Origin of the sequence: Dehalococcoides mccartyi CG5, assembly GCF_000830885.1 — a bacterium.
Taxonomy (GTDB): Bacteria; Chloroflexota; Dehalococcoidia; order Dehalococcoidales; family Dehalococcoidaceae; genus Dehalococcoides; species Dehalococcoides mccartyi_B.
In genome coordinates, this window is sequence record NZ_CP006951.1 from 181,698 (window position 1) to 202,697 (window position 21,000).

The 21,000-nt window shown below is 45.0% G+C and carries 23 protein-coding genes; 13 read left to right on the plus strand and 10 right to left on the minus strand.

The genetic code is table 11. The annotated features are described in order from the left end of the window. Positions 1-37 precede the first annotated feature (37 nt). From X794_RS00885 to X794_RS00910, 6 genes are all read right to left on the minus strand, one after another. Positions 38-1,222, minus strand: coding sequence for an NAD(P)/FAD-dependent oxidoreductase (locus X794_RS00885; RefSeq protein ID WP_034376800.1), 1,185 nt, complete (start codon positions 1,220-1,222; stop codon positions 38-40). Positions 1,223-1,430: 208 nt separating this feature from the next. Continuing rightward, a complete protein-coding gene (locus tag X794_RS00890; protein ID WP_011308826.1) occupies positions 1,431-1,772 on the minus strand; it encodes a zinc-ribbon domain-containing protein in 342 nt (113 codons plus the stop codon). Positions 1,773-1,784: 12 nt separating this feature from the next. Next, entirely contained in the window at positions 1,785-2,042 is a 258-nt protein-coding gene (locus X794_RS00895; protein WP_011308827.1) for a zinc-ribbon domain-containing protein, read from the minus strand. A gap of 87 nt (positions 2,043-2,129) precedes the next feature. Further along, complete coding sequence (locus X794_RS00900) at positions 2,130-2,456, minus strand: zinc-ribbon domain and TM2 domain-containing protein (protein ID WP_011308828.1); 327 nt, start codon at positions 2,454-2,456, stop codon at positions 2,130-2,132. A gap of 387 nt (positions 2,457-2,843) precedes the next feature. Further along, positions 2,844-3,521 (minus strand): response regulator transcription factor, encoded by a 678-nt coding sequence (locus X794_RS00905; protein WP_011308829.1) that lies wholly within the window; start codon positions 3,519-3,521, stop codon positions 2,844-2,846. Next, positions 3,518-4,819: a PAS domain-containing sensor histidine kinase gene (locus X794_RS00910; RefSeq protein ID WP_228384446.1), complete on the minus strand. Its 1,302-nt coding sequence runs from the start codon at positions 4,817-4,819 to the stop codon at positions 3,518-3,520. Before X794_RS00910 ends, X794_RS00905 begins: the two co-directional genes overlap by 4 nt. Positions 4,820-5,083: 264 nt before the next feature. On the opposite strand from X794_RS00910, the gene X794_RS00920 reads away from it, so the two are divergent. Both X794_RS00920 and X794_RS00925 read left to right on the plus strand, forming a co-directional pair. Beyond that, complete coding sequence (locus tag X794_RS00920) at positions 5,084-6,628, plus strand: reductive dehalogenase (RefSeq protein WP_034376796.1); 1,545 nt, start codon at positions 5,084-5,086, stop codon at positions 6,626-6,628. Between the two features lie 23 nt (positions 6,629-6,651). Next, positions 6,652-6,924, plus strand: coding sequence for a hypothetical protein (locus X794_RS00925; RefSeq protein WP_011308833.1), 273 nt, complete (start codon positions 6,652-6,654; stop codon positions 6,922-6,924). 285 nt (positions 6,925-7,209) lie between these two features. On the opposite strand, the gene X794_RS00930 is transcribed toward X794_RS00925, so the two are convergent. The 4 genes from X794_RS00930 to X794_RS00940 all read right to left on the minus strand — a co-directional run bounded on the left by X794_RS00930 (position 7,210) and on the right by X794_RS00940 (position 10,301). After that, positions 7,210-7,893, minus strand: coding sequence for a response regulator transcription factor (locus X794_RS00930; RefSeq protein WP_011308834.1), 684 nt, complete (start codon positions 7,891-7,893; stop codon positions 7,210-7,212). After that, positions 7,874-8,665: a sensor histidine kinase gene (locus X794_RS07410; RefSeq protein ID WP_238569783.1), complete on the minus strand. Its 792-nt coding sequence runs from the start codon at positions 8,663-8,665 to the stop codon at positions 7,874-7,876. The genes X794_RS00930 and X794_RS07410 overlap by 20 nt, the downstream gene beginning before the upstream one ends. Before the next feature lie 219 nt (positions 8,666-8,884). Further along, positions 8,885-9,697, minus strand: a complete 813-nt coding sequence (locus X794_RS07415; RefSeq protein ID WP_238569784.1) for a DUF1638 domain-containing protein — start codon at positions 9,695-9,697, stop codon at positions 8,885-8,887. A gap of 1 nt (position 9,698) precedes the next feature. Further along, positions 9,699-10,301, minus strand: coding sequence for a hypothetical protein (locus tag X794_RS00940; protein ID WP_015406827.1), 603 nt, complete (start codon positions 10,299-10,301; stop codon positions 9,699-9,701). 442 nt (positions 10,302-10,743) lie between these two features. Here X794_RS00940 and X794_RS00945 point away from each other — a divergent pair, with 442 nt between their 5' ends. From X794_RS00945 to X794_RS00995, 11 genes are all read left to right on the plus strand, one after another. After that, positions 10,744-12,216, plus strand: coding sequence for a reductive dehalogenase (locus tag X794_RS00945; RefSeq protein WP_041344453.1), 1,473 nt, complete (start codon positions 10,744-10,746; stop codon positions 12,214-12,216). 38 nt (positions 12,217-12,254) lie between these two features. Then, a complete protein-coding gene (locus tag X794_RS00950; RefSeq protein ID WP_011308838.1) occupies positions 12,255-12,533 on the plus strand; it encodes a hypothetical protein in 279 nt (92 codons plus the stop codon). Between the two features lie 193 nt (positions 12,534-12,726). Beyond that, entirely contained in the window at positions 12,727-13,941 is a 1,215-nt protein-coding gene (locus X794_RS00955) for an FMN-binding protein (protein WP_015406829.1), read from the plus strand. 132 nt (positions 13,942-14,073) lie between these two features. Beyond that, entirely contained in the window at positions 14,074-14,829 is a 756-nt protein-coding gene (locus X794_RS00960) for a diphthine--ammonia ligase (protein ID WP_011308840.1), read from the plus strand. Next, a complete protein-coding gene (locus X794_RS00965) occupies positions 14,826-15,572 on the plus strand; it encodes a radical SAM protein (RefSeq protein ID WP_041344454.1) in 747 nt (248 codons plus the stop codon). The genes X794_RS00960 and X794_RS00965 overlap by 4 nt, the downstream gene beginning before the upstream one ends. Further along, positions 15,550-16,290 carry an SAM-dependent methyltransferase gene (locus tag X794_RS00970; RefSeq protein ID WP_231097509.1) on the plus strand — a complete coding sequence of 247 codons (741 nt, stop codon included), beginning with the start codon at positions 15,550-15,552 and terminating at the stop codon, positions 16,288-16,290. The genes X794_RS00965 and X794_RS00970 overlap by 23 nt, the downstream gene beginning before the upstream one ends. Positions 16,291-16,313: 23 nt before the next feature. Further along, on the plus strand, positions 16,314-17,138 hold the full coding sequence (locus X794_RS00975) for a radical SAM protein (RefSeq protein ID WP_034376787.1): 825 nt from the start codon (positions 16,314-16,316) through the stop codon (positions 17,136-17,138). Between the two features lie 30 nt (positions 17,139-17,168). Then, positions 17,169-17,948: an adenosylcobinamide amidohydrolase gene (locus X794_RS00980; RefSeq protein ID WP_034376785.1), complete on the plus strand. Its 780-nt coding sequence runs from the start codon at positions 17,169-17,171 to the stop codon at positions 17,946-17,948. A 5-nt stretch (positions 17,949-17,953) separates the two neighbouring features. Further along, positions 17,954-18,694, plus strand: a complete 741-nt coding sequence (locus tag X794_RS00985) for a radical SAM protein (RefSeq protein WP_034376783.1) — start codon at positions 17,954-17,956, stop codon at positions 18,692-18,694. Positions 18,695-18,702: 8 nt separating this feature from the next. Next, positions 18,703-20,460 (plus strand): adenosylcobalamin-dependent ribonucleoside-diphosphate reductase, encoded by a 1,758-nt coding sequence (locus tag X794_RS00990; protein ID WP_011308846.1) that lies wholly within the window; start codon positions 18,703-18,705, stop codon positions 20,458-20,460. Further along, positions 20,453-20,992 carry a cob(I)yrinic acid a,c-diamide adenosyltransferase gene (locus X794_RS00995; protein WP_011308847.1) on the plus strand — a complete coding sequence of 180 codons (540 nt, stop codon included), beginning with the start codon at positions 20,453-20,455 and terminating at the stop codon, positions 20,990-20,992. The genes X794_RS00990 and X794_RS00995 overlap by 8 nt, the downstream gene beginning before the upstream one ends. Positions 20,993-21,000 lie beyond the last annotated feature (8 nt).

The window sequence follows — 21,000 nt, forward strand, 5'->3', positions numbered from 1 at the left end:
ATGGTAATCCTTGCGGCATAGCTACAAATTGCAAATTTTAACTTAAACCGGCTACGTAGCCGGAAGCCCAGGCAAATCCAAGGTTATAGCCGCCGCGTTTGCCGTTTACGTCCAGCACCTCGCCTGCCAGATACAACCCTTTGACCAGCTTTGACTCCAGGGTTTGGGGGTCTACTTCTTTGGTGTCTATACCGCCGGCGGTAAATTCGGCCTCATTCCAGCCGCGGGTTCCCGAAACCTCAAACCGCCAGTTTTTAAGTTTAACAGCCGCTTTGGAGGGGTTTTCTTTTTCAAATAGCTGTTTAAATGCCAGGCAGAGTTTACCGGGCAATATACCGGTCAGCATATCCTCCGGAGTTAAGCCCATTTTATGGCGGTTAGTCAGCTCTGTTTCCAGCTGTTTTTGCTCCATAAAGGGTATCAGGTCTGTTTCAAGGGAGACATCTTTTATATTTAAGCGGTTTATAGCCAGAGAAATTTCCTGGCTTATATCCAGTATAAGGCTGCCTGACAAACCGTATTTGGTAAAAAGCAGTTCTCCGTCAACGGGGTTGCCTATTTTGCCTTGGATACGGCTTTGGGCGCGGGCAATAATGCGTTGCCCCTGAAGCAGGTGACAGAGAGGGTCTTTGACCACCAGAGGTACAGTACTGGGTACAGGTTTGATGATGCGGTGACCCAGTGAAGAAGCCAGTTTGTAGCCGCTTCCGTCCGAACCGAAAGAAGGGTAAGTAGAGCCTCCGCCTGTCAGGATAAGGCTGTGGCCGGTTTGCTGTTTACCGTCTGCTGCGCCCAAGCTGAAACCGGTTTGAGTTTTTTGGATGGACACGCAGTCAAAGCCGTATTCCACCTGCACACCCAGCCGTTTTATTTCCAGTGCAAGCACCTTCTGGACAGACGCAGCTTGGTTGGTAAACGGGAAAATGCGGCCGTCCTGTGAGTAATAGTGAAGCCCCAGTTCCGAAAAGAAAGTTAGTATATCATCCCGTCCGAAGCGGCTGAAGACAGAATTTACCAGGGGTCTGGCTTCGGGGTTATAAGAGCTGGAATCCAGCGCTTCATTAAGCAGGTTGCAGCGCCCGTTGCCGCTGGCCAGTATTTTCTTGCCCAGCTGGGCAGTTTTTTCAAGAATCATTACCGGTTCACCCCGGCGGGCTTTGCTGATTGAGGCTACCATACCGGCAGCGCCTCCGCCAATAATCAGGGTTGTTTTCCGGGGCATTTTCAAATGGCCTCCCTAAATTTGTCACGCCGGGTAGTGAAGAATAGGCTTATTATACACTAAAGGCAGGGATAAGCTGACGGCCGGGGTGTTTGGGTATCTTCAACATGTCCAGTTGAGGTAAGAAATCGGTGTATTTTAGGGCAAAGGCAGGAAAGGGACAAAACTCAGATGAGATATAACTGCACTTAGGCTGATAGGCAAAAAATTAAGGGGTTATTTTCTGTCCGCAGTTTGGGCAGAACACAACATCTGCTGCCAATCCGATACCGCATTTGGTGCAGTATTGACCACTTGTGTTTTGACTGTCTGGGGTGGATAGACGGGATTGCACTGGATGAGCAGGTTTGGACGGGTTTTTCAGATAGCTTCTTATCAGAAGGAATGCTCCTAGCAACATAACTAATGCCGGAAGCCCGGTGACAAAGAAAAACATTCCGGCAACCTGTGGCTCAGTTTCGCTCAGGGAGCCAATGAGGTTTTGGATGGAAAAAACAAGTACCGGCAATCCCCAAAGGCCCAGCAGTATACCTATAATCAGCCTGACCATAATACCGGCTTCCTAGGGTATTTTAGGGGCATGCAGTTTCTCTGTGCCGCAAACAGGACAAAACTGGATATTGGCTTCCAGTTTCTGCCCGCATCTGGTGCAGTACTGTACCCCTTTGTTGATTTCAATTATATCCAGAGGCATATTTCTTCCGGTGATTTTCTTTTTATTCAGCTTGTTAAACAAATATATCAGCCCCCAGATAAGACCTACAGGGATCATTATCAGTATGATGATTATTATTATTTCTATGGGACCAATTTTGGGCATGTCATCTCCTCCATGTGTTAATTCGGGCTGTCCGCTGGGTGGAGAGATTATTCAGATTGGCATATGCCATTAAAGCTTGCGGCTATATTAATCCCGCAGGGGTATGCCTTTGGCGTCATACTGGAATGAGCCGGTAAGTATAAGTATGCCTTCAATAAGGCCCCAGATATAGCCGCCTATGCCCAGAGTAACAAAAGATACAATAATTTGGGCTATTCCAATACCCACGTAACCCAGATAAAATCTGTGTACGCCTATACTTCCCAGAAATATACCCAGCAAACCGGCCGCAATCCTGGATTTTCGTTCGGGGTATTCCGTAGCGGTTGTTCCGCTCGTATGGAGCTGATTACCGCAGGCAGGGCAGAAGGATACGCTATCATCTACTTGTTTACCGCATTTGGAACAATACATGCTATTTCCGCCTCTATATTTTTGTTGAAAACATTATAGTCTTGAGTATATGTATTAACAAGTACATAAAAGATAATACATTGCACAGGCATTTGGCTGTTACTGAAAGCTACTGAAGATGTCACGCTATTATCCACAAGGATTTTAGCTGAAAATCCAACTTTGCAAAGTGTCAGGATAAAGGCATTCAGTCTTCCGGAAGGGTTTTGAAATTAGTTAAATGGTAGGTTTTAGCTTTATGGTGGAGCAGAGCCGGAGGGATTCGAACCCCTGACCTCCTCCTAAATAGAGCTACTCAAATTATACAGTTCGGTCATGTTAGACGCCAAATGTTACTCGGGTGCTCCGGGAATTCAATTAAAATATACACATCGTTTCTGATAGCATTTATTCAACTATCTGGTAGCCAACTCCGGGTATATTTATGATAAATTCTTTGGAATTATCAATACGGCTTAGTTTTTGTCTTATCCTCATAATGTGGGTTTTAATAGTTTCTTTGGCATAATATTCGTTGCGCCCCCAAATTGATTTGGATATATCAGCATAACTGACAGTACTTCCGGCTTTGGTCAACAAAATGTGCAGCAGCTGGCCTTCTGTAACGGTTAAATTTACGCGAATATTGTTATAAGATATTTCCTTCAGGCTGGTACCAAATTTCCAGTGCCCGTATTTAACTCCCAGGTCCTGGCTGGCTCTGCTTAGGCGTTTTAACAGGGATTTTACTCTGGCTATAAGTTCCAGCGGCTGAAAAGGTTTGGTAATATAATCATCTGCACCTAATTCAAAAGCGGTAAAAATCTCCTGTTCATTATTTCTGGCGGTTAAAATAAGTATGGGTAGACTGGAAAATGCCCGTATTTGTTTGAGGACATTTATGCCATCAATATCAGGCAGTCCCAGGTCTATTATGGCAATGTCAAAGTCCTCTTTATAAGCAGTCTCAATGCCGGTTTTACCCAAGTGTACAGCTTTGGTTTCCATATCCGGCCAAAAGGATTTGAATAGTAAGAAGATAGATTCAACTATTTTCTTATCGTCTTCTATAAATAGCAGTTTCATGCCGGTGTTGCCTTTGATGGCGGTTGCGGGATGGTAAACAGGAAGGTGGTGCCCTTGCCGCATTCACTTTCAACCCAGATACGTCCGCCATGCAGTTTGACGTATGTTCTTACAATGCTGAGCCCCAGCCCCAGCCCTTGTAGCTTCCTCTGCCTGTTTTCCACCCGGTAATAGGGCTTGAATATGTTCTTAATCTCGCCTGGTTCTATCCCGATACCGCTGTCTGAAATAGAAAAAAGGACATTATTCTGGTCATGGCTGATATTGATAGATATAATCCCGGAATCTGCAGAGTATTTTATGGCGTTATCTATCAGATTATCCAGAATTTGCTTTAAACGGTCTTCATCAGCAATTATAAACGTTACTTCGGGTGCAATAACTATATTAAAAACAATATGGTTGGTATTGCATATTTCCTGCTGGATGGAGATTATATGCTCCAGCATTTCTTTGATGTTGAAACGGCTTTTGTTTAGTTTTGGGTCTCTGACTTCACACTGAGCCATATCCAGAAGTTCGTCAAGGCGGATATTTAAATTCATAGTACTTTCATAAATATTGGAAGCCAGTGCCTTGTATTTTCCATCAGCGGCTATATTGGAAAGTACCCCGCTGGATGAAATTATGGAGGTAAGGGGTGTTTTTAAGTCGTGGACTACAATTCGGGTAAATTCCAGACGGCTTTTCATTTCTGTCTGTATTCGTTTGCGCAGTTTCTTTTCATTTTCATAAGACACCATAAGCTGGTTATAAATGAGTTTGCGTTTATTAATCTCGTCAGACAATAGTTTGTTTACATCAATGTCAGGGTTCTCCTGGCTGGATGAAGCGGGATTGCTTGAAATACTGAGAGGTGTTGAAGATGACAAGGTGGTTTCTTTAGTAATATCTTTTATAAAAGTGACACTCAAAATTCCGTTGTCAGCGTTGTCTTTTAAAAGAAAGCCCTCTGATTCTGCCCAGATACATCCGCCGTCTTTTTTAGAGTAGCGTTTAATGATTTTTGAATAACAGTGTTCATCGTCCCAGATTTTCATGGCGTGCTTGTAGCTGATTTCCATATCATCCGGGTGGGTAATATCAAACATGGTTTTACCCAGAAGTTCTTTTTTCCTGTATCCGAGCATCTTGCACAAAGCCTGGTTAACTCGGATTATCTGGTGCATCTTCTGATCCACAATAGTTATTCCTACCAGAGTGTTATGCTGCATTATTTTAACAATCTGGCTGCAATAATCAGCTGTTCCAATCCGTTCTGGTGAAGGCATTTTCATCAGGTGCTCCTTAAATCTCATTTTATACCCCTTATTTTCGAAGGACAATGACTGTTACAAATCTTTACCGCAATTTCATTATTTATAACCGTAAATACATTCTCCTGTTACTGGGGTGTTGGTACACTCCATTGAAACGCCTTTTTCCGGCTACTCTCATTATTGGGTTCATTATTTCCGGTAAAGGCGTTCAAGTAAATAAAAATGGGGGTGAGAACGGCATAAAAGATTTTATACCGCTGGGTAAGCCCCAGATATTTATGGTCTTAATATAGGAGAGGGAAAATGAATAAATTCCATTCAAGCGTAAGCCGCCGGGATTTTATGAAAGGGCTGGGAATAGCCGGGGCAGGATTGGGAGCTGCGGCAGCTACCGTGCCGGTTTTTCATGATTTGGATGAAGCTGTCTCTGCGCCTGTAGCTGGCGGTTTCAGACGCCCGTGGTGGGTTAAGGAACGTGAATATGAAGACCCTACCTGCGAAGTAGACTGGAGCCAGATAGAGCGTTCGGACAATTCGTGGATTATGCACGGGGTGCGGAACGGGGTAAAGGGCGGTTACCTGTTTGCCGGGCAGAAATACCTTGACTGGCAGAAGGAAGGTTCTGACCAGGCTTTTAACGGGGTTAAAAACAATGAACCCGGCCTTACTCTTCGGGATATGGCCCTTGAGGGCGGCGCATCTCCATTGCTTATGGGTTTAAACAAAGTGGTTAATTTTGTGTTGCCTGAAATTGACCAGGATCAGGTTCTGGCTCAGTTCGGCTTTACCGCTGCTGCTTGGCCCAATGCCTCGTCTTTCTGGGTGGCATCCGCCCCGCCGGATTTCTGGGGAGTACCGAAGTGGCAGGGCACACCCGAAGAAAATTCTCGCATGCTGCGTTCAGCCATGCGTTTCTTTGGTGCTTCCGAGGTGCGTTTTGCCGAGTTGAATGAAAAAACCAAGAAACTCATTTTTACCCATCATGTACACAATACACCCATTGTATTTGAAGATGTAGACAAGGCTTATGAAGTTGCAGGCCAAAAGTTTGTTCTGCCCGACAAGCCGCTTTATATCGTCAGTGTAGCCGTTCAGATGAGCAAGGAAATGTACCGCCAGGGTAATGCCGGCATTCGTTTTGCCGCTAATAACATGCGGTACCGCCTTAATAATGTGGTGCAGGTAGCTACCCAGTCATTTTTAAAAGGCATCGGTTATCAGGGTATCGGATATCCTTCGGAGTCTCTTTTCCATGGTATGATGCCTTCTCAGGCTGATGCCATTCTGACCGGTTTTGCCGAAATGGCAAGGAATAACAACTACTGCATAAGCCCGGAATTCGGGACGGTGGCTGGTTATTACAGTATTCTTACAGATCTGCCTCTGGCTCCGGACAAGCCGATAGATGCAGGCTATTTCCGTTTCTGCCATACCTGCCGGAAATGTGCTGAGGCTTGCCCCTCCCAGGCTATCTCTTTTGACAGCGAACCTACCTGGGATATACCCCCATCTTCAGTAGATCCTGCCAAGGCAACACTGTACTCCACTCCGGGCAAAAAAGTTTTCCATACAGATTCACCTGCCTGTTATTCAAGATGGATAGGCCTGCATGGCTGTGCCCGCTGTATGGGTACTTGTGTGTTTAATACCAATAGCAGTGCCATGGTACATGATATGGTTCGGGCTACAATAGGTACTACCGGACTGTTTAACGGCTTCCTTTGGAATGCAGATAAAGCCTTTGGTTACGGGCTGATACCTCCGGAGAAATGGGAAGAGTGGTGGGACAAGGATTACCCCGTGCTCGGTCAGGATAGCACCATTGGTTCTTATTACGGCGGGTATTAAGCAATACAAAAGGAGATAATAAAATGTGGTTATTATTAGGGATTCTTATAGGTATAATTGCTCTGGGAATAATCTGGTGGGCCAGAAAGAGTAATACCAGTCTGCAGTGGTACGACTGGGTTATCGGCCTCGCAGGTTTGGCCATGTTGCTTTTTACTGTTCAGAATTATTTTGCTTCCGTAGCTGAAGGAGAGTCTAAAGCGGCCAGTATGTTCCTTTTGGTTGCCGGACTTCCAGCACTTATTCTGCTGGCGGTGGTCTGGCAGTTAGTTATCAGGCGCGTAAAGAAAGCTTAAACTGCAAACAATTCAGGGCAAAAGAGGGGCATGTTCTATGCCCCTCTTTTAAATTTAAACCAAAACAGGTTATTAACAAACTCCGGTAGATTGAGATTCTTCTCATTAAGTAAATAATTTAGCTATTGTACTCAAGAAGATTGGAATCAGATCAATATAGCACTATATCTTCTTGCAAGAGGGTGATGATAATCTACTTCAGTAAAAGCAATAGGGATTGAAATATATGTTGATTTATTCGGTCACTCAGTGGATTTAAATTATAAAAGAATGACATGGGTTATTTTAATCAATAGTCTTTAAAATATATCCATGATTAGGACTATTGATCAAAAGCTTTGGATCGGATGCTGTATCTTCGATTTTGTTGCGCAATCTTAAAATGTGAGTTTTTAAATTACTGCGTGCCTCTGGGTAATAATCTCCCCAAAGTAATTCCGATAAATCTTCATAGCTAACCGTTTTATCATGGTTTTTCATGAGCATATAAATAATGCGACCTTCACTTACGGTGAGATTTACCAGTGTGCCATTTATCCATAGTTCTCTAATTGATGAACCAAAATGCATTTTACCACAAGTGATGGATAGGTCCTCACCGTTTATTTGCTTTTTAGTTAATAATCGCCTGACTCTGGCTAGTAATTCCATTTGGCGGAACGGTTTAATAATATAATCATTCGCACCTAAGGTTAAACCTCTGACAACATCACTTTCATCTCCGCGTACTGTCAGGATTATTATTGGTGTATCTGAAAAAGTGCGTATTTGCTTCAGAACATCAAAACCATTCATATCGGGTAGCCCCAAATCCAGTAAGATAATATCAGGGTTAGCTGATTCGACTGTTTCTATACCCCTTCTGCCATTTGAGGCAGAAAGCACGCGTGAATTTGGGCAGCTTATTTGAAATATTGTGCATACCACATCAATTATTTCAGCATCATCCTCAATTAACAACAGTTTCATATAACTTTCCTTTATTCTTAAGGCTGGGTTTGAGGTAAACTGGTTTAACTGAAATTAATATTGGTATAGTGAAGGTAAATATACTGCCATGTTCATTGGCATTTTCTACCCATATTTTGCCCCCGTGGAGTTCTACAAATCTCTTGGATAATGCTAAGCCTAATCCCATGCCATCAAATCTCTCCCTATCTCTCTCCAATCTGTGATAAGGTTCGAATAAATAGGCCCTATCTGATGACGATATACCGATACCTGAGTCAATAATCTGGAATACAACATCGGTTAATGTTCTGAAGCATCTAAGCTTTATTAGTCCCGGTTCAGGGGTATATTTAATAGCATTGCTTAAAAGATTAAGTAAAACTTGCCTTAATCTATCAGGATCTGCTTCTATAAATATGGTTTTATCGTCATGTTCAAACACTAACCGGAGATTTGCCTTTCTGACTTTGGCATCAACGTACTGTATAATGTCGGAAGATAATTCGATGCAATCGATGGGGATTTTTTTAATTTGGAGAACACCTATTTCTCCCCGAGCTAAATCCAGGAGTTCATCAATCCGTTTATTCAGATTAAGCGCTCCCTTATTAATGTTCTGAGCTAAATTAAGCCAGGGTTCTTGTTTTAAGCCCGAAGAAAGTGTGTCACTGGCCGCCATTATTGGCGTAAGGGGAGTCTTTAATTCATGAACCAGAGCTCTAGTAAATTCGATCCGGTTTTGAATTTGGGTTTCCAGTTCATGGCGTAAAGAAGCTTCATTTTGGTACAAGTCTATTAATTGCTGTTCGGTAATCTTCCATTCGGTTATATCTTCCAGTCTGCCTGCAAAAGCACCTATGCTGCCATCGGCTTTAAATTGAGGGCTTAGAGTTTCTCTAATCCATCTGCATTCGCCTTTGCCGTTTATTATCTGGTATTCAAGCTTTAGCGGGTCTTCAAAGCCCCTTTGTAAACAATCCGCTATAAAATTGGACCGTTTTGATATTATTTAGGTTCTTTTTTTGTATAAATATCCACCTTTATTTTGGGTTGACAGGAATGTCAGTTTAAATTCTTTAGTAGTTATACTTAGTAATTTCTCAATTATGGGGCTGATAAAAGTCACCTCTTTGCCTGGCTTGTCGATTATATAGATAATTTCCCTCATGGTTTCAAGCAGCGAGATGGGAATTAACTCTGGTTTGGGAGATAAACCTAAAGTAATCCGGCTTTCATTTTCAATATGGACTTTGTCAACTGCAGCCTGGATTAAATTCCTCAGATGTTCCAGACTTTCATCATGGATACTGTATGGAAGGCCGGCGCTCGCGGCTTCTCTTTTTACAATTTTTTCATCTGGTTGGGGGTTTTCGAACCTGAAAACCGTTAACTCTTTGATGCCGCAACTGGATGCAACCTTGCCATTTCGGGTATCATAACCAAAACTTTCTGAGATCTCTTTGTTCCATTTGGTCAAAAAAGCCTTGTTTCCCAGCCATGAATTTTGGTTAAGATATTTTTCCACCTGTTCAGGGCCTAATAACATTTCCCAACAATTATTACCCTCAATTTTTCGGATATTGCTATCACAGTACATATCCAGTAATCCGTTCAATTCAGGATGGCAAGACCCGTATATTATAATAGTAGCCTCATTGGCCAACACTGATTTGTCTACTTGGTTGCGTATTGTGTCGCCACTTATGGCGAACAGACAGCAGGGCAATACCGGGTAGATAACAAATTGGTCTTTTGGTATAAGCGGAACAATTTGTCTGACTTGATCCAGCATGGAGGCACAGGTAACCAGACCTATTTTCATTTTAAACCTTCTCTTCACTGGCTGACGAATTTATTTTATTTATCAGCGGAAGAATATCTTTAATATTATTGGGAAATATACAGTTGCTAAAATCAAGTTTCAGGCTTGGTTTTAAATAGAAAACATTTCCTCCGACTAGGATATTAAGTTTTTTCGCTTGAATGATTTTAAGAAACTCTTTGAAAGAGTTTAGATGATTATACTGCGGAATCGTGAATATCAGTATCTTATGGTTATCATCAAGTTCCAAATCAAAGTAACCGTCAGATGCTTGGACAATAGGCATTTGGCAGCTTTTTATGCCCTCAACTGCCAGGAGGATTTGCAGCATGTCTGCTGATTTGGGCACAACATGGGAGAAGTAGCATATCGGAATTTCCCTGTTACTGACATATTTGATATCCGCTGACGGGATATTGTATTTCATAAAGTTTAAGGCAGCCGTAAGGTCGGCTGCACTTAGACAATTGCCGCGCTCCCAGTTTTCAACTGTTTGGTAAGCAAAACTTCGGAGTTCGTCCCAAGATAGCGGCGGCATTGGAGCGTAATCTGCCTCAAGTAGGTTTGAATATATTGGCAGTGAGTTTTTACACATAGCTGGCATGAGATCAATCCTCACATGGTTATATTGCCTTTAATAATATCATATGTATGAGTTATTAGTGGTTATATTCGGTAACTGTTTGGTAACTTTCCTGCAAATATTTTGCCTTTGGTATTTGATTTCGGGCAAATGCAATAGTGGCTTATTTATGCATAGACCGAATTGGTTACAAGATGAATTAGTCAGGGTGATTTTTAACCTTGATTATATTGAGCTGTAGCTAGCTACATGCAAACTTATCCTGCCATATTCCCCAAATCAAATTGATACCGGCACCACCAAAATCATTACCCATTGTTACCTGCGTTGAAACCTTGACTTGGTATATTTATATCCAGTATCCGGAATGACGAGCGAACTCCATATTGAACAAAGGAGGACTATGCTTTTTGGCACCGGGGAAGACTGGAAATAGATTTAATATAATTAGGAGGTCGGACATATGCAAGGATTCCATTCTGCTTTATCAAGACGAGACTTTATGAAGGGTATTGGGTTGACTGGCGCAGGTTTTGGTATTGCCGCTGCTACAGCTCCGGTATTCAGAGATTTGGATGAAGGTGCTTCCACAGCCGCTAATACTTACAAGAAAAATCCTTGGTGGGTCAAAGAGCGCAATTATTGTGATCCTACTACCCCTATAGACTGGGATGTATGGAAACCGTTTGATGCTACTACTTATGACTATATCGGCGGGCAGTATTCTGATGAATATTTAGCTCAAATTGGTATACCTTCTGTACTTAATGAAAGTGTAGCAAAGAGGCACGAGCGTATAACTTCTCGTTTGGGTAAACCCGGTTACTCCATGCAGGACTGGGCTTTTTGCCAGGGAGCCAAAAACGTAACCTCTTCTATGTGCTATAACGAATTTGGTCAGGGTCGGTCAATGTTCCTAGGTGACAAGAAAATGATGGATTCCATCATGACTCCGGAACAGATCGGCTTGGCCAAGTACGAAGGTACTCCCGAGTACAATGCCCTTATGCTCAAGAGTGCTATCCGCTTCTTTGGTGGTACCGATATCCGGTGTTTACCTGTTGATGACAAGACTAAAAGAGTCCTGAATATTGGTGAAAACCAGCACCCTGACCAGCCTTATGTCTGGGAAGACGGCATATCCTGGCCGTATGAAACCAGAACAAAGAGGGCTATTCCGAATCAAGGTGCCCATATTTTGGTATTCAGCTACAACGGTTCGTATGACGGCACTGTACGCAGCCCGTCCTGGATATCCAACGGCGTAGCTTTCAATCAGTGTCTTTCCGGTGATGCTATTCAGCTTTATCTCCAGCGTTTTGTAAAGGGACTGGGTTACTGGCTGGTAGGTGGCGATGATTTCCCCGGTATAGCCAGCTACCCCGGCGCAGGCGCTCTATCCGGTTTCGGAGAAATCGGCCGTATAGGTCATGCAGTCGGCTGGGACAAATGGATGCGTTGCACCCGCTTGATGATTACCAATCTGCCTTTGCCAGCTGATAATCCTATCGATTTTGGTGTTGTGTCATTTTGCACTACCAGCTGTAAGAAATGCGCCGAATTCTGCCCTGTTAGCGCTATCAAAATGGATCAAGAGCCCAGCTGGGAATTAGCAACTGATCCTTCCAACCCATATTTAAAGCCCCAGAACTTCAACAACCCCGGTAGGAAGACTTGGTATCTGAATCAGGCCGGCTGTTTCTCCAACTGGTGTTTGACCGATACTTTCTGCGGTATTTGTATGGGAGAGTGCGTATTTAACAAGCTGGCTGATTCCAGTATCCATGAGATTGTTAAACCGATTATTGCCAATACCACTTTACTGGATGGCTTCTTCTTTAATATGGATAAAGCCTTTGGTTATGGTTGCTTGCCGGAAGACAAGTGGGAAGATTGGTGGACCTTGGGCGAAAAGATGCCCATACATGGTATCTAGGACCTCTGTGAGACTAATAAGAAAGGATATTAACGTATATGTTTTGGCCTACAGTTATGGTCATTTTGACAATAGCCATTGGTGCGCTCCTCCTGTGGGGTAAAAATAAAGGTTTGTCATTTAAACTGTATGAATGGTTGCTTTTCATAGCTGGTGTAGCGTTGTTTATTTTTACCCTGGAGAATATTCAAGGTAGCTTCCAGGAAAACGTACCCAAAGCTGTTTTGATGTTTGTACTAGTGACCGGTATTCCTTCGATCATTTTACTGGCGATTCCCATGATAGGTGTATGGAGACGGGGTTCTAGCCGCACCTAATAGTTGTCTGTTTCCTTATCCTGCGAGTCACTTAGAAAGGGGGGTAATAAAATATCTCCCTTTCTAAGTGTGTTTGCCGGGTTTTAAGCAGGTTACTGATAAATTAACCAAGAAACAGATCAGGAGATGTAAATTTCAGGGAATAATTTCCCCGGCGGAGATTTCTTGATACAGGCTTTTACGAATGGGGTCTATGAAAACTACAATTGGAATCAAGCAAATAATAATAGGCATGGCGGTGATAAGTCTTCTAGCGGCCTTTGTTATTGGGCGATTGCCTAAATCGACCAGCATTGAGTCATATTTGCCGGATACTTCCGATACCGTATGTGCTTATGACCTGGCTAAATTTGAAGCTCCGAGTAATTACCTCTTTGAATCCTTGGACACTGCTGGGAATACTGTCGGTTACATAACTCTGACAGAGGGCAGGGGTTATGGCGGTATTTTGCTTGTTGAGATAGTGTGGTCACTGGACGGGGCAATCTTGTCCATTACTGTTCCCGAGCAACAGGAGGGTAATGCTTGGTGGGCTAAACTGGAAGATCATGATTTCTTTGATCAATACATAGGACGGCAGTTTGATACTGGATTGATACTTGGTGATGATATTGATGTGGTTTCCGGAGCTACCATCTCCAGTACAGGCGTAGCTTTGGGAGTATATCAGGGTAGAGCCTTGTTGGCAGATGAACTGGGCGAGTCATATCCGGCACCTATGGAGATCGTAAAATTTGGTATTGGTGAAATCCTGCTGATATCCGGATTGATTATGACTGTATTATTCCGGACTTTTGCTGTTTTTCGAAAGAGGAAATGGCTACGCTATATCACTTTAACTTTGGGGTTGGGAGTTTTGGGATTCTGGTTATCCCGTCCATTGAGTCTGACCAATATAGTTGCGTGGTTGATAGGGTCACCACCTAACCTGCCTAATAATCTGTTCTTGTACATACTGGTTTTGGGAGTGGTAGGCCTGGTTTTATTGACCGGCAAGAATTTTTATTGTTTCTGGCTGTGTCCGTTTTCGGCAGTTCAGGAAGTGACCTATAGAATCGGTGGACAGATTGGACTCAAACCTAAGCCCAAAACCTACAAGTTCCTCAGGAATATACGCTTCCTGTTGTTATGGGCGGCTCTGATGCTGGTTTTCTGGTTTACCAATCCCTCGCTGGCTGTTTTTGAACCTTGGGGTACATTATTTAGCCAGGTAGGGGGAATAGATCAGTGGTTACTTCTTATTCTTACTATAACCTTTAGCTTCTTTATTTTCAGTCCATGGTGCTTCTACATCTGCCCGGTGGGGGCATTTCTGGATATTGTCATCAAAGTACGCAAGGGAGGAATCAGTCTGTGGAAAAAGCTCAAAGTATTCCGGGTAAAGAGGTTGGCAGAGGACAAAGCATAGTTGTGACCATAATGATAACCCTTATAGCTTTGTTGAGTATGGTAGTGATATTCATGAAGATAGCAGGTATTGAGATTTAGCATTGTTGGTTGTAAATCATTTTCAATAACTCATTTGCGGAAGGAGGATTAGATGAAAAAGGCCTTTGTATCCTGGAGTGGAGGCAAGGACTGTTCATTATCGTTACTAAGGGCGCTGAGGGACGGCTACGAGGTGCAGTGTTTAGCCAGTATGTTTACCGAAGGGACGGGCAGGCTTTACCCTCATCATTTCACGCCTCAATTACTTGAGAGCCAGGCGGAAGCCATTGGCATACCGCTGGAAATAACCTGGACAAACGGACAGGAGTATACCAGTAACTATATCAAGATGCTAAAGCGTTTTAGGGAAGAGGGCATCACGGTTGCCGTGTTCGGGGATGTGAGTGTGGGTAACCCGGACGCTCTGGAGCACCGGATGTGGGTGGAAAGGGTTTGCCAGGCCGCTGATATGGAAGTACTGCTGCCCTTATGGGATGAAGACCGCGAATCCATAATCGGTGACCTTATAGATTCGGGATTTGAAACCCTTATTGTAGCCGCCGATGACAGTAAATTAGGCAGGAGCTGGTTGGGCAGGAAACTTGATTATACACTCTTTAATGAACTCAAATCCCTGCACACAACTTCACCTGACGGCAAGATAGGGCTTTATCATACCCTGACGGTGGATGGGCCTATCTTCAAAAAGAAGCTGGAGATAGCTGACCGGAAGACCGTTTACAAGGAATGCGGCCTATATGACGGCAAACCCACTATAGCTCCGTTCTGGTATCTGGAACTCAGTGATTGTTTTCTGGTTGAGAAGCCGTTGCTGGTTGCAGAAGATATCGGGGTAGAAACGTCATGAAAACTAACATTTACCACATCACCCATACCCCGACTACCGGGAGTGTATCCCTGCGTTTCTGGGGTTGCAACATGAGTTGTCACGGGTGCCTGTGTAAAGAGGGGATTTATGACCACCTTCTTAAAGAGAACAGGTTCGATAAATTGCTTCAAGCGAAAAATACATCCAAGCCCGGACGCCTCCTGGAACTGGATGAAGTACTGGCCAGACTGGATGAACTGCAACCCAAAAAGATATTCCTGACCGGAGAAGAGGCCTCTCTTGACCCGAATTATGCCGCTATCACCAAAGCGTTCCACCAGCGTTTTAACTGTGAAAATGTTTTGTATACCAATGGCTTTAAGATACCTGAAATTGAAGATACGGATGCAGTTGAAGTAGGAATCAAGGCTATTTCCGAGGAACTGCACCAGTGGTATACCGAGCGCTCGGTTGAGCCGATAAAACAAAATTTCATCCGCTATGCCCACTCAGAGGTTAAGCTTACGGCAGCCTCTATACTTATACCCGGTCTGGTAGAAATTGAAGAAATTGAGCGGATAGCTCAATTCATCGCCAGCGTCAACCCGGATATTCCTTACTTTGTTTTGCCATACTTTCCGGCCGGTGATAATAACTGGCGCAAGACCAGGCCGGAAGAGGTTGCTGAAGCGGTTGAAAGAGTAAGCCGCTATCTGACTAACGTATCCGGCTGCCGGGGTGTTGAACAGGAAATACTCTATGAAGTGGAACGGGTGGTTTAAAGCCATGACCGGAGCTATTTCCAGAATATATTATCCCAAAGTATTCATTACCGGTGTCGGAGCCGGTGGCAGGGCCTTCCTGACACCGGTGGCTGAGGCGGCTGTAAGACGCTGCGGCATTATAACCGCCTGGGCAGAAGTGATAAAAAGTTTGGGGTTTAGTCTGGAAGGCAAGCTGGTTTTGGAACAAAACTGCACTAACTATCAAGAAGTACTTGTTAAGGCGGCAAAGCTGGCTCGAACTAAGGGGGAAGACATTGCCCTTTTAGTAAAGGATGACCCTCTGGTGTATTCAGCCGGCCTTGACAGCTACAAAGAGGTTTTTAAAGACTTCCGGATTGAATTTATACCGGCTGTTTCCAGTTTGCAGTTGCTGGCGGCCGCTACCCGGGTTTCACTGGAAGATTGCCTGCTGGTAGTCTATAAACCGGATGCCGCCGGCAATATTGACCAATCTGATTTAGTCGTAAAGCGGGAGCGTATGTTAAAGGCTTACAAAGCCGGTTACAACCTGATTATCTTGAATGACCTGGAACAAACTCTGGCCCAGACCGCCGGTTTTTTGATTGAGAGAGGGATACCGGCAGATACAAAGATAATAGTTGGCGAACAGATGGGCACTGAAAGCCAGAAAATAACCGGAAAAAGTATCTCTGAAGTATCCCGGGGTACCAGCCACTGGATGTCCTGTATGGCGGTAAAACAGCCGGAGTACTAAAACAGTAAATTGTGAGGAAAGATATGACCATCTCCAATCTTAAATATCAGGCTGATTCAACGCCTTGCGGAGATAAGGCAGATATGCAGACCAATGTTTACCACGTTGCCTATGCCCCGGCTATCAAAAAGGCTTACCTTTTCCACTGGGGATGCAATCTGGAATGCAAGGGTTGCCTGTGCAAGAAGGAAATAAACTGCATGGCACTGGAGGAAAATCTGGACGTGGTCTTCCGCGACCCCCGTTTCTGCCCGCCTCAGACACCTTCTGCTACGCTTTCCTTCGGAAAACTTGTTTCCCTGCTGGAGAATATAGAGCTTACCGAGGTGGCCTTTGAAGGGCAGGAAGCCTCTCTGGACCCGATGTTGCCGGATATCTGCCGGTGGCTAAAAGACAGAGGCTGCAAGGTTATTCTGCATACCAACGGGGTGGCCATGGCAGATGCCAGCCATATTGATGACGTGATTGTCAGCCTGAAAGCTATTACTCCTGAACTCTATGCCGGGTACACCTGCCGTTCCAATGCCAGCCTGCTGGACAACTTTCGGAAATACTACGAATCCGGGGTTAACCTGAAAGCCGAAAGTGTATATATACCGGACTATATAGGTCTTGAAGAAACCGAAAAAATTGCCAAGTTTATTGCTTCGGTGGATACAAATATTCCCTACCGGATGGATGCCTATTTTGCATCCGGTGACAACCCCTGGCGGCCGCCTACGCCTGAGGAGATGCAGATTGCTCTGGCGGTTGCCCGCAAGCACCTGAAGAATGTCTACTGCACCCAGCAGACCAAGAAGGACCTAAGCAAAGCAGACCTGCTGTACGAAGTGGTGCGGCTGTATTAGATAGCAATATGGAGTAAGGAGATCAAAAACTTGACTACTAAAAGTGAACTTAAAAAAATATCACTGGGTTCGTTTGAAGGCTTTACTGCCGATACGGTTTATTATACAGCTATTGGGTATCCTAATAATGTTTTTGCCCTTCGGTTTGATGAAATGCGGGATGTCATAAGCAGCCGCCACGGTATTATGAAGTCTGATTTTTTAACTATCTGCCATATACCGGACGAGCTGGGTCTTTATATGCATGACCAGAGCAAGAGCCATTTCTATTATTATGGGCAGCTGCTGGCAGATGTACTGAAAGAATATGACATTGAAATTGAAAACACCGCCTTCCTCTCCACCGGTGTTCAGATGCGTAACCTGGCCTTTGCGGTGGAAAAGTATGAAGAACTCTGGGTGGCTTGTTTTACCACCGCCGGCGTTCGCCACAATGCAGTTCGGATAGGCAAAGATGCGGCGGTGGGTATTGAACGCAACGGTGAATTCAAGGGTTTCGGGACTATCTGCCACGTGGTGATTACCAATGCTTCTTTTGACCACGGAGCTTTGGTTTCATCGGTCATAACCGTTACCGAGGCCAAAAATGTAGCCCTTCAGGAGATGGATATAAGGAGTTCCCATAATCCGGATTGGCTGGCCACCGGCACCGGGACTGACCAGGTGATTGTAGCTTCAGGCTTCGGAGAGAAGTGCAAGTATGTGCAGGGGCATACCGTAATAGGCAAGATGATGGCAGATGCGGTTATAAAATCTACCAAAGAAGCGGTGGCCAACTGTATCCGGGACACGGCCGGCCAGCCTGACTAGGTAAGATGAATATTTACCAGATTACCTATGAACCGAATTACCGGGTGCTGGGGCTCCATTTCTGGGGTTGCAACCTTTTTTGCCGCGGCTGTTATAAAAACTACTGGACTGACGACCTTAGTCTGCCCGGCAGTTCGGTAGAACAGCTTAAAGATGCCCCCAGAGCGAAAACCCCTGCCATATTTTTAACCCTTGAAGAGGTGCTTGAAAAGACCGAAGGCCTTGCCCCCCGAGATATATTCTTTATGGGCAAGGAAGCCTCGCTTGACCCCGAACTGCCTCTGCTTGCAGCGAGGCTTCATGCCCGGCACAAAGGTTTTCATACCCTGCTTACCAATGGCGTCAAGCTAACTGACCTTTCAGATATAGACGAAGCGGTTTTTGGTTTTAAATCTGCCAGCGAATCTGTCCATCGGGAATATACCGGGTTGTCCAACCTGGGCATAATGAACAATTTCAAGAAGGTTTATCAGAACGGTAAAAAACTGCAGGCCGAAATAGCCTTCATTCCCAATCTGGTAGAGGAAGAGGAGATTGGGGCGTTAGCTAAGACTATTTCTGAAATAGACCGCAAGATTCTTTTCCGGGTTACCTCGTATTTTGCGGTTCCGGGCGCCCCATGGCCAGCTGCTTCGCGGGAACAGGTGGAAGATGCGGCAGCGTTTGCCCGCAAATACCTTGATGACGTGGTTACCATGGCTTCAGACAGCCGGGATAACAGCTGGAAGCCGGAAGTAATCTTATAGGAATAAATATGAAACTAAGCGGGAACGCCAAAATAGTACTTGAAAAACGCTACCTGAAACGGGACGGAGACGGGAGTATTACCGAATCCCCGGAGGATATGTTCCGCAGGGTAGCGGATGCAGTGGCGGCGGCTGAAAATGCTTATAACCAGCAGGGTAAAGCCGCCTGCTGGGCGGACGAATTTTACCGTATGATGACCGGTCTTGAATTCCTGCCTAATTCGCCTACCCTCCTTAATGCCGGGCGCGAACTGGGGCTTTTGTCATCCTGCTTTGTTTTACCGGTGGAAGACTCTGTTGAGGGTATCGCTAAAGCCATCGGTGAAGCTATGATTATCCATCAGTACGGGGGCGGCACCGGCTTTGCCTTTGATACTATAAGACCGGAAGATACCCCGATTAAAAGCGGACATAACGTAGCCGGCGGACCGGTCAGACTGGTGGGGGTTTTTTCGGAGGCGGCCAACTATATCAAACAGGCAGGGGTTCGCTGTGGCTGCAATTCGGCCAGTTTGCCGGTAAATCATCCGGACATCCTGAAATTTATCCGGGCTAAAGATGAGGGTAATCACTCGGCCAATTTTGGCATTAATATAGCCCTGACTGACAGCTTTATCCAAAAGGTTAGACGCGGGGAGGATTATGAACTGATTAACCCGCGTACAGGGGAAGTTACCGGCAGTTTATCTGCCTCAGACGTTTTTTACCGCATCGCCCAAAGCGCCTGGGAAACAGGCGACCCGGGTATAATGTTTATTGACCGGATAAATAAAGATAATCCCACCCCGCAGCTTGGGGAATTTGTAACTACCGACCCCTGCGGCGGTCAGCCATTACTCCCGTATGAATCAGCTACCTTGGGGACTATAAACCTGTCCCTTATGGCATTGAAAGAGGGTAACTGCTTCGGGGTAGATTACCTGCGGCTTGGCAAGCTTATTGCCAAAGCTATCCGTTTTCTGGATGACGTGCTGGAAGTAAACCGTTATCCGATACCGGAAGTTGAAAGAGCGGCTAAAGCCACCCGCAAAATCGGCCTTGGGTTCATGGGCTTTGCTGAAATGCTGATAAAGCTGGGTATCCGCTATGATTCAGAGCAGGCGGTATCTCTGGCAGATAGGCTTATGACCTTTGTAAATGAAACAGTTAATAAAGCCAGTGAAGAACTGGCACTGGAACGGGGGTCTTTCCCGGCCTTTGCGGGCAATATATATGCTAAAAGCGGGGCTAAACCCAGACGAAATGCCACCTGCCTTACATTTACCAATACCGGTACCACCAGTATCATTGCCGATACCTCGGTAGGTATCCACCCTATATATTCACTGGTTATGGTGCGCAATATACTGGACGGGCAGCGTCTGCTGGATATCAACCATACTTTTGAAGAAACAGCCCGGGAAAGGGGTTTTTTCAACCCGGTGCTTATAGAAAAACTGCTGACGGGTGAAAGCCCTCAAAATTGCCCGGAGATACCCCGGGATTACCGCAGGTTGCTGGTTACCGCCCGGGATATTCAGCCGGAGTGGTGTATAAGGGTACAGGCAGCTTTCCAGAAACATACGGACAACGCTATTTCCCAGACGGTCAATTTTCCTAAATCTGCCACGGTTGAGGATATAGCAGAGTTATTCCTGAAATCCCATGAATTGGGACTTAAAGGGGTTACGGCTTATCGGGACAGCAGCCGGGACGTGCAGGTACTCTGCACCGGAACAGACTGCCGGGATATAGCCAAACAGTATTTTGAGGATTGCCATGTTTGATATATCGGTTCAAACACAAACCGGTCTGGTACAGGTTTTTTATGGTGACGGCCGGGGCAAGACTTCGGCGGCTATGGGTGAGGTCTGGCAGGCAGTTTCGCAGGGTCTTAAAGTCTGTGCGGTTTTCTTTATGAAGGGTAAACGCAGGGAGGCGGAATATAATATTCTTGAAAAACTGCAGGTGGAATACACAGTCTTTGGCCGAAGCGGTTTCCTGAGCAGTGCGGATACCCAAGCCGAGGATTCTAAACTTTGCCGCCAGGCTTTGGAATTTGCCGAAGGGCAAATACGTTCGGGCAAATGGGATTTGGTGGTGCTGGATGAAATTAACAATGCCCAGTATTACGGTTTTATACAAGCTAGAGATATCTTAAAACTTTTATCTGCCAAGCCTGTTGGCACCTCGCTTATCCTTACCGGAAAAGTGGTGGACAAAGCGGTAGCAGAGGAAGTAAATCTGATAGATGAATGCTGCAAGGTCAAACACCCGTATGACCGGGGTATTCTGGCCCGGCAGGGTATAGACTTTTGAAGATGAGT

Bases quoted from the DNA above. Each gene is read 5' to 3' on its own strand.
- X794_RS00885 (WP_034376800.1), bottom strand. From the start codon at position 1,222: ATGCCCCGGAAAACAACCCTGATTATTGGCGGAGGCGCTGCCGGTATG.
- X794_RS00890 (WP_011308826.1), bottom strand. From the start codon at position 1,772: ATGGTCAGGCTGATTATAGGTATACTGCTGGGCCTTTGGGGATTGCCG.
- X794_RS00895 (WP_011308827.1), bottom strand. From the start codon at position 2,042: ATGCCCAAAATTGGTCCCATAGAAATAATAATAATCATCATACTGATA.
- X794_RS00900 (WP_011308828.1), bottom strand. From the start codon at position 2,456: ATGTATTGTTCCAAATGCGGTAAACAAGTAGATGATAGCGTATCCTTC.
- X794_RS00905 (WP_011308829.1), bottom strand. From the start codon at position 3,521: ATGAAACTGCTATTTATAGAAGACGATAAGAAAATAGTTGAATCTATC.
- X794_RS00910 (WP_228384446.1), bottom strand. From the start codon at position 4,819: ATGAGATTTAAGGAGCACCTGATGAAAATGCCTTCACCAGAACGGATT.
- X794_RS00920 (WP_034376796.1), top strand. From the start codon at position 5,084: ATGAATAAATTCCATTCAAGCGTAAGCCGCCGGGATTTTATGAAAGGG.
- X794_RS00925 (WP_011308833.1), top strand. From the start codon at position 6,652: ATGTGGTTATTATTAGGGATTCTTATAGGTATAATTGCTCTGGGAATA.
- X794_RS00930 (WP_011308834.1), bottom strand. From the start codon at position 7,893: ATGAAACTGTTGTTAATTGAGGATGATGCTGAAATAATTGATGTGGTA.
- X794_RS07415 (WP_238569784.1), bottom strand. From the start codon at position 9,697: ATGAAAATAGGTCTGGTTACCTGTGCCTCCATGCTGGATCAAGTCAGA.
- X794_RS00940 (WP_015406827.1), bottom strand. From the start codon at position 10,301: ATGCCAGCTATGTGTAAAAACTCACTGCCAATATATTCAAACCTACTT.
- X794_RS00945 (WP_041344453.1), top strand. From the start codon at position 10,744: ATGCAAGGATTCCATTCTGCTTTATCAAGACGAGACTTTATGAAGGGT.
- X794_RS00950 (WP_011308838.1), top strand. From the start codon at position 12,255: ATGTTTTGGCCTACAGTTATGGTCATTTTGACAATAGCCATTGGTGCG.
- X794_RS00955 (WP_015406829.1), top strand. From the start codon at position 12,727: ATGAAAACTACAATTGGAATCAAGCAAATAATAATAGGCATGGCGGTG.
- X794_RS00960 (WP_011308840.1), top strand. From the start codon at position 14,074: ATGAAAAAGGCCTTTGTATCCTGGAGTGGAGGCAAGGACTGTTCATTA.
- X794_RS00965 (WP_041344454.1), top strand. From the start codon at position 14,826: ATGAAAACTAACATTTACCACATCACCCATACCCCGACTACCGGGAGT.
- X794_RS00970 (WP_231097509.1), top strand. From the start codon at position 15,550: ATGAAGTGGAACGGGTGGTTTAAAGCCATGACCGGAGCTATTTCCAGA.
- X794_RS00975 (WP_034376787.1), top strand. From the start codon at position 16,314: ATGACCATCTCCAATCTTAAATATCAGGCTGATTCAACGCCTTGCGGA.
- X794_RS00985 (WP_034376783.1), top strand. From the start codon at position 17,954: ATGAATATTTACCAGATTACCTATGAACCGAATTACCGGGTGCTGGGG.
- X794_RS00990 (WP_011308846.1), top strand. From the start codon at position 18,703: ATGAAACTAAGCGGGAACGCCAAAATAGTACTTGAAAAACGCTACCTG.
- X794_RS00995 (WP_011308847.1), top strand. From the start codon at position 20,453: ATGTTTGATATATCGGTTCAAACACAAACCGGTCTGGTACAGGTTTTT.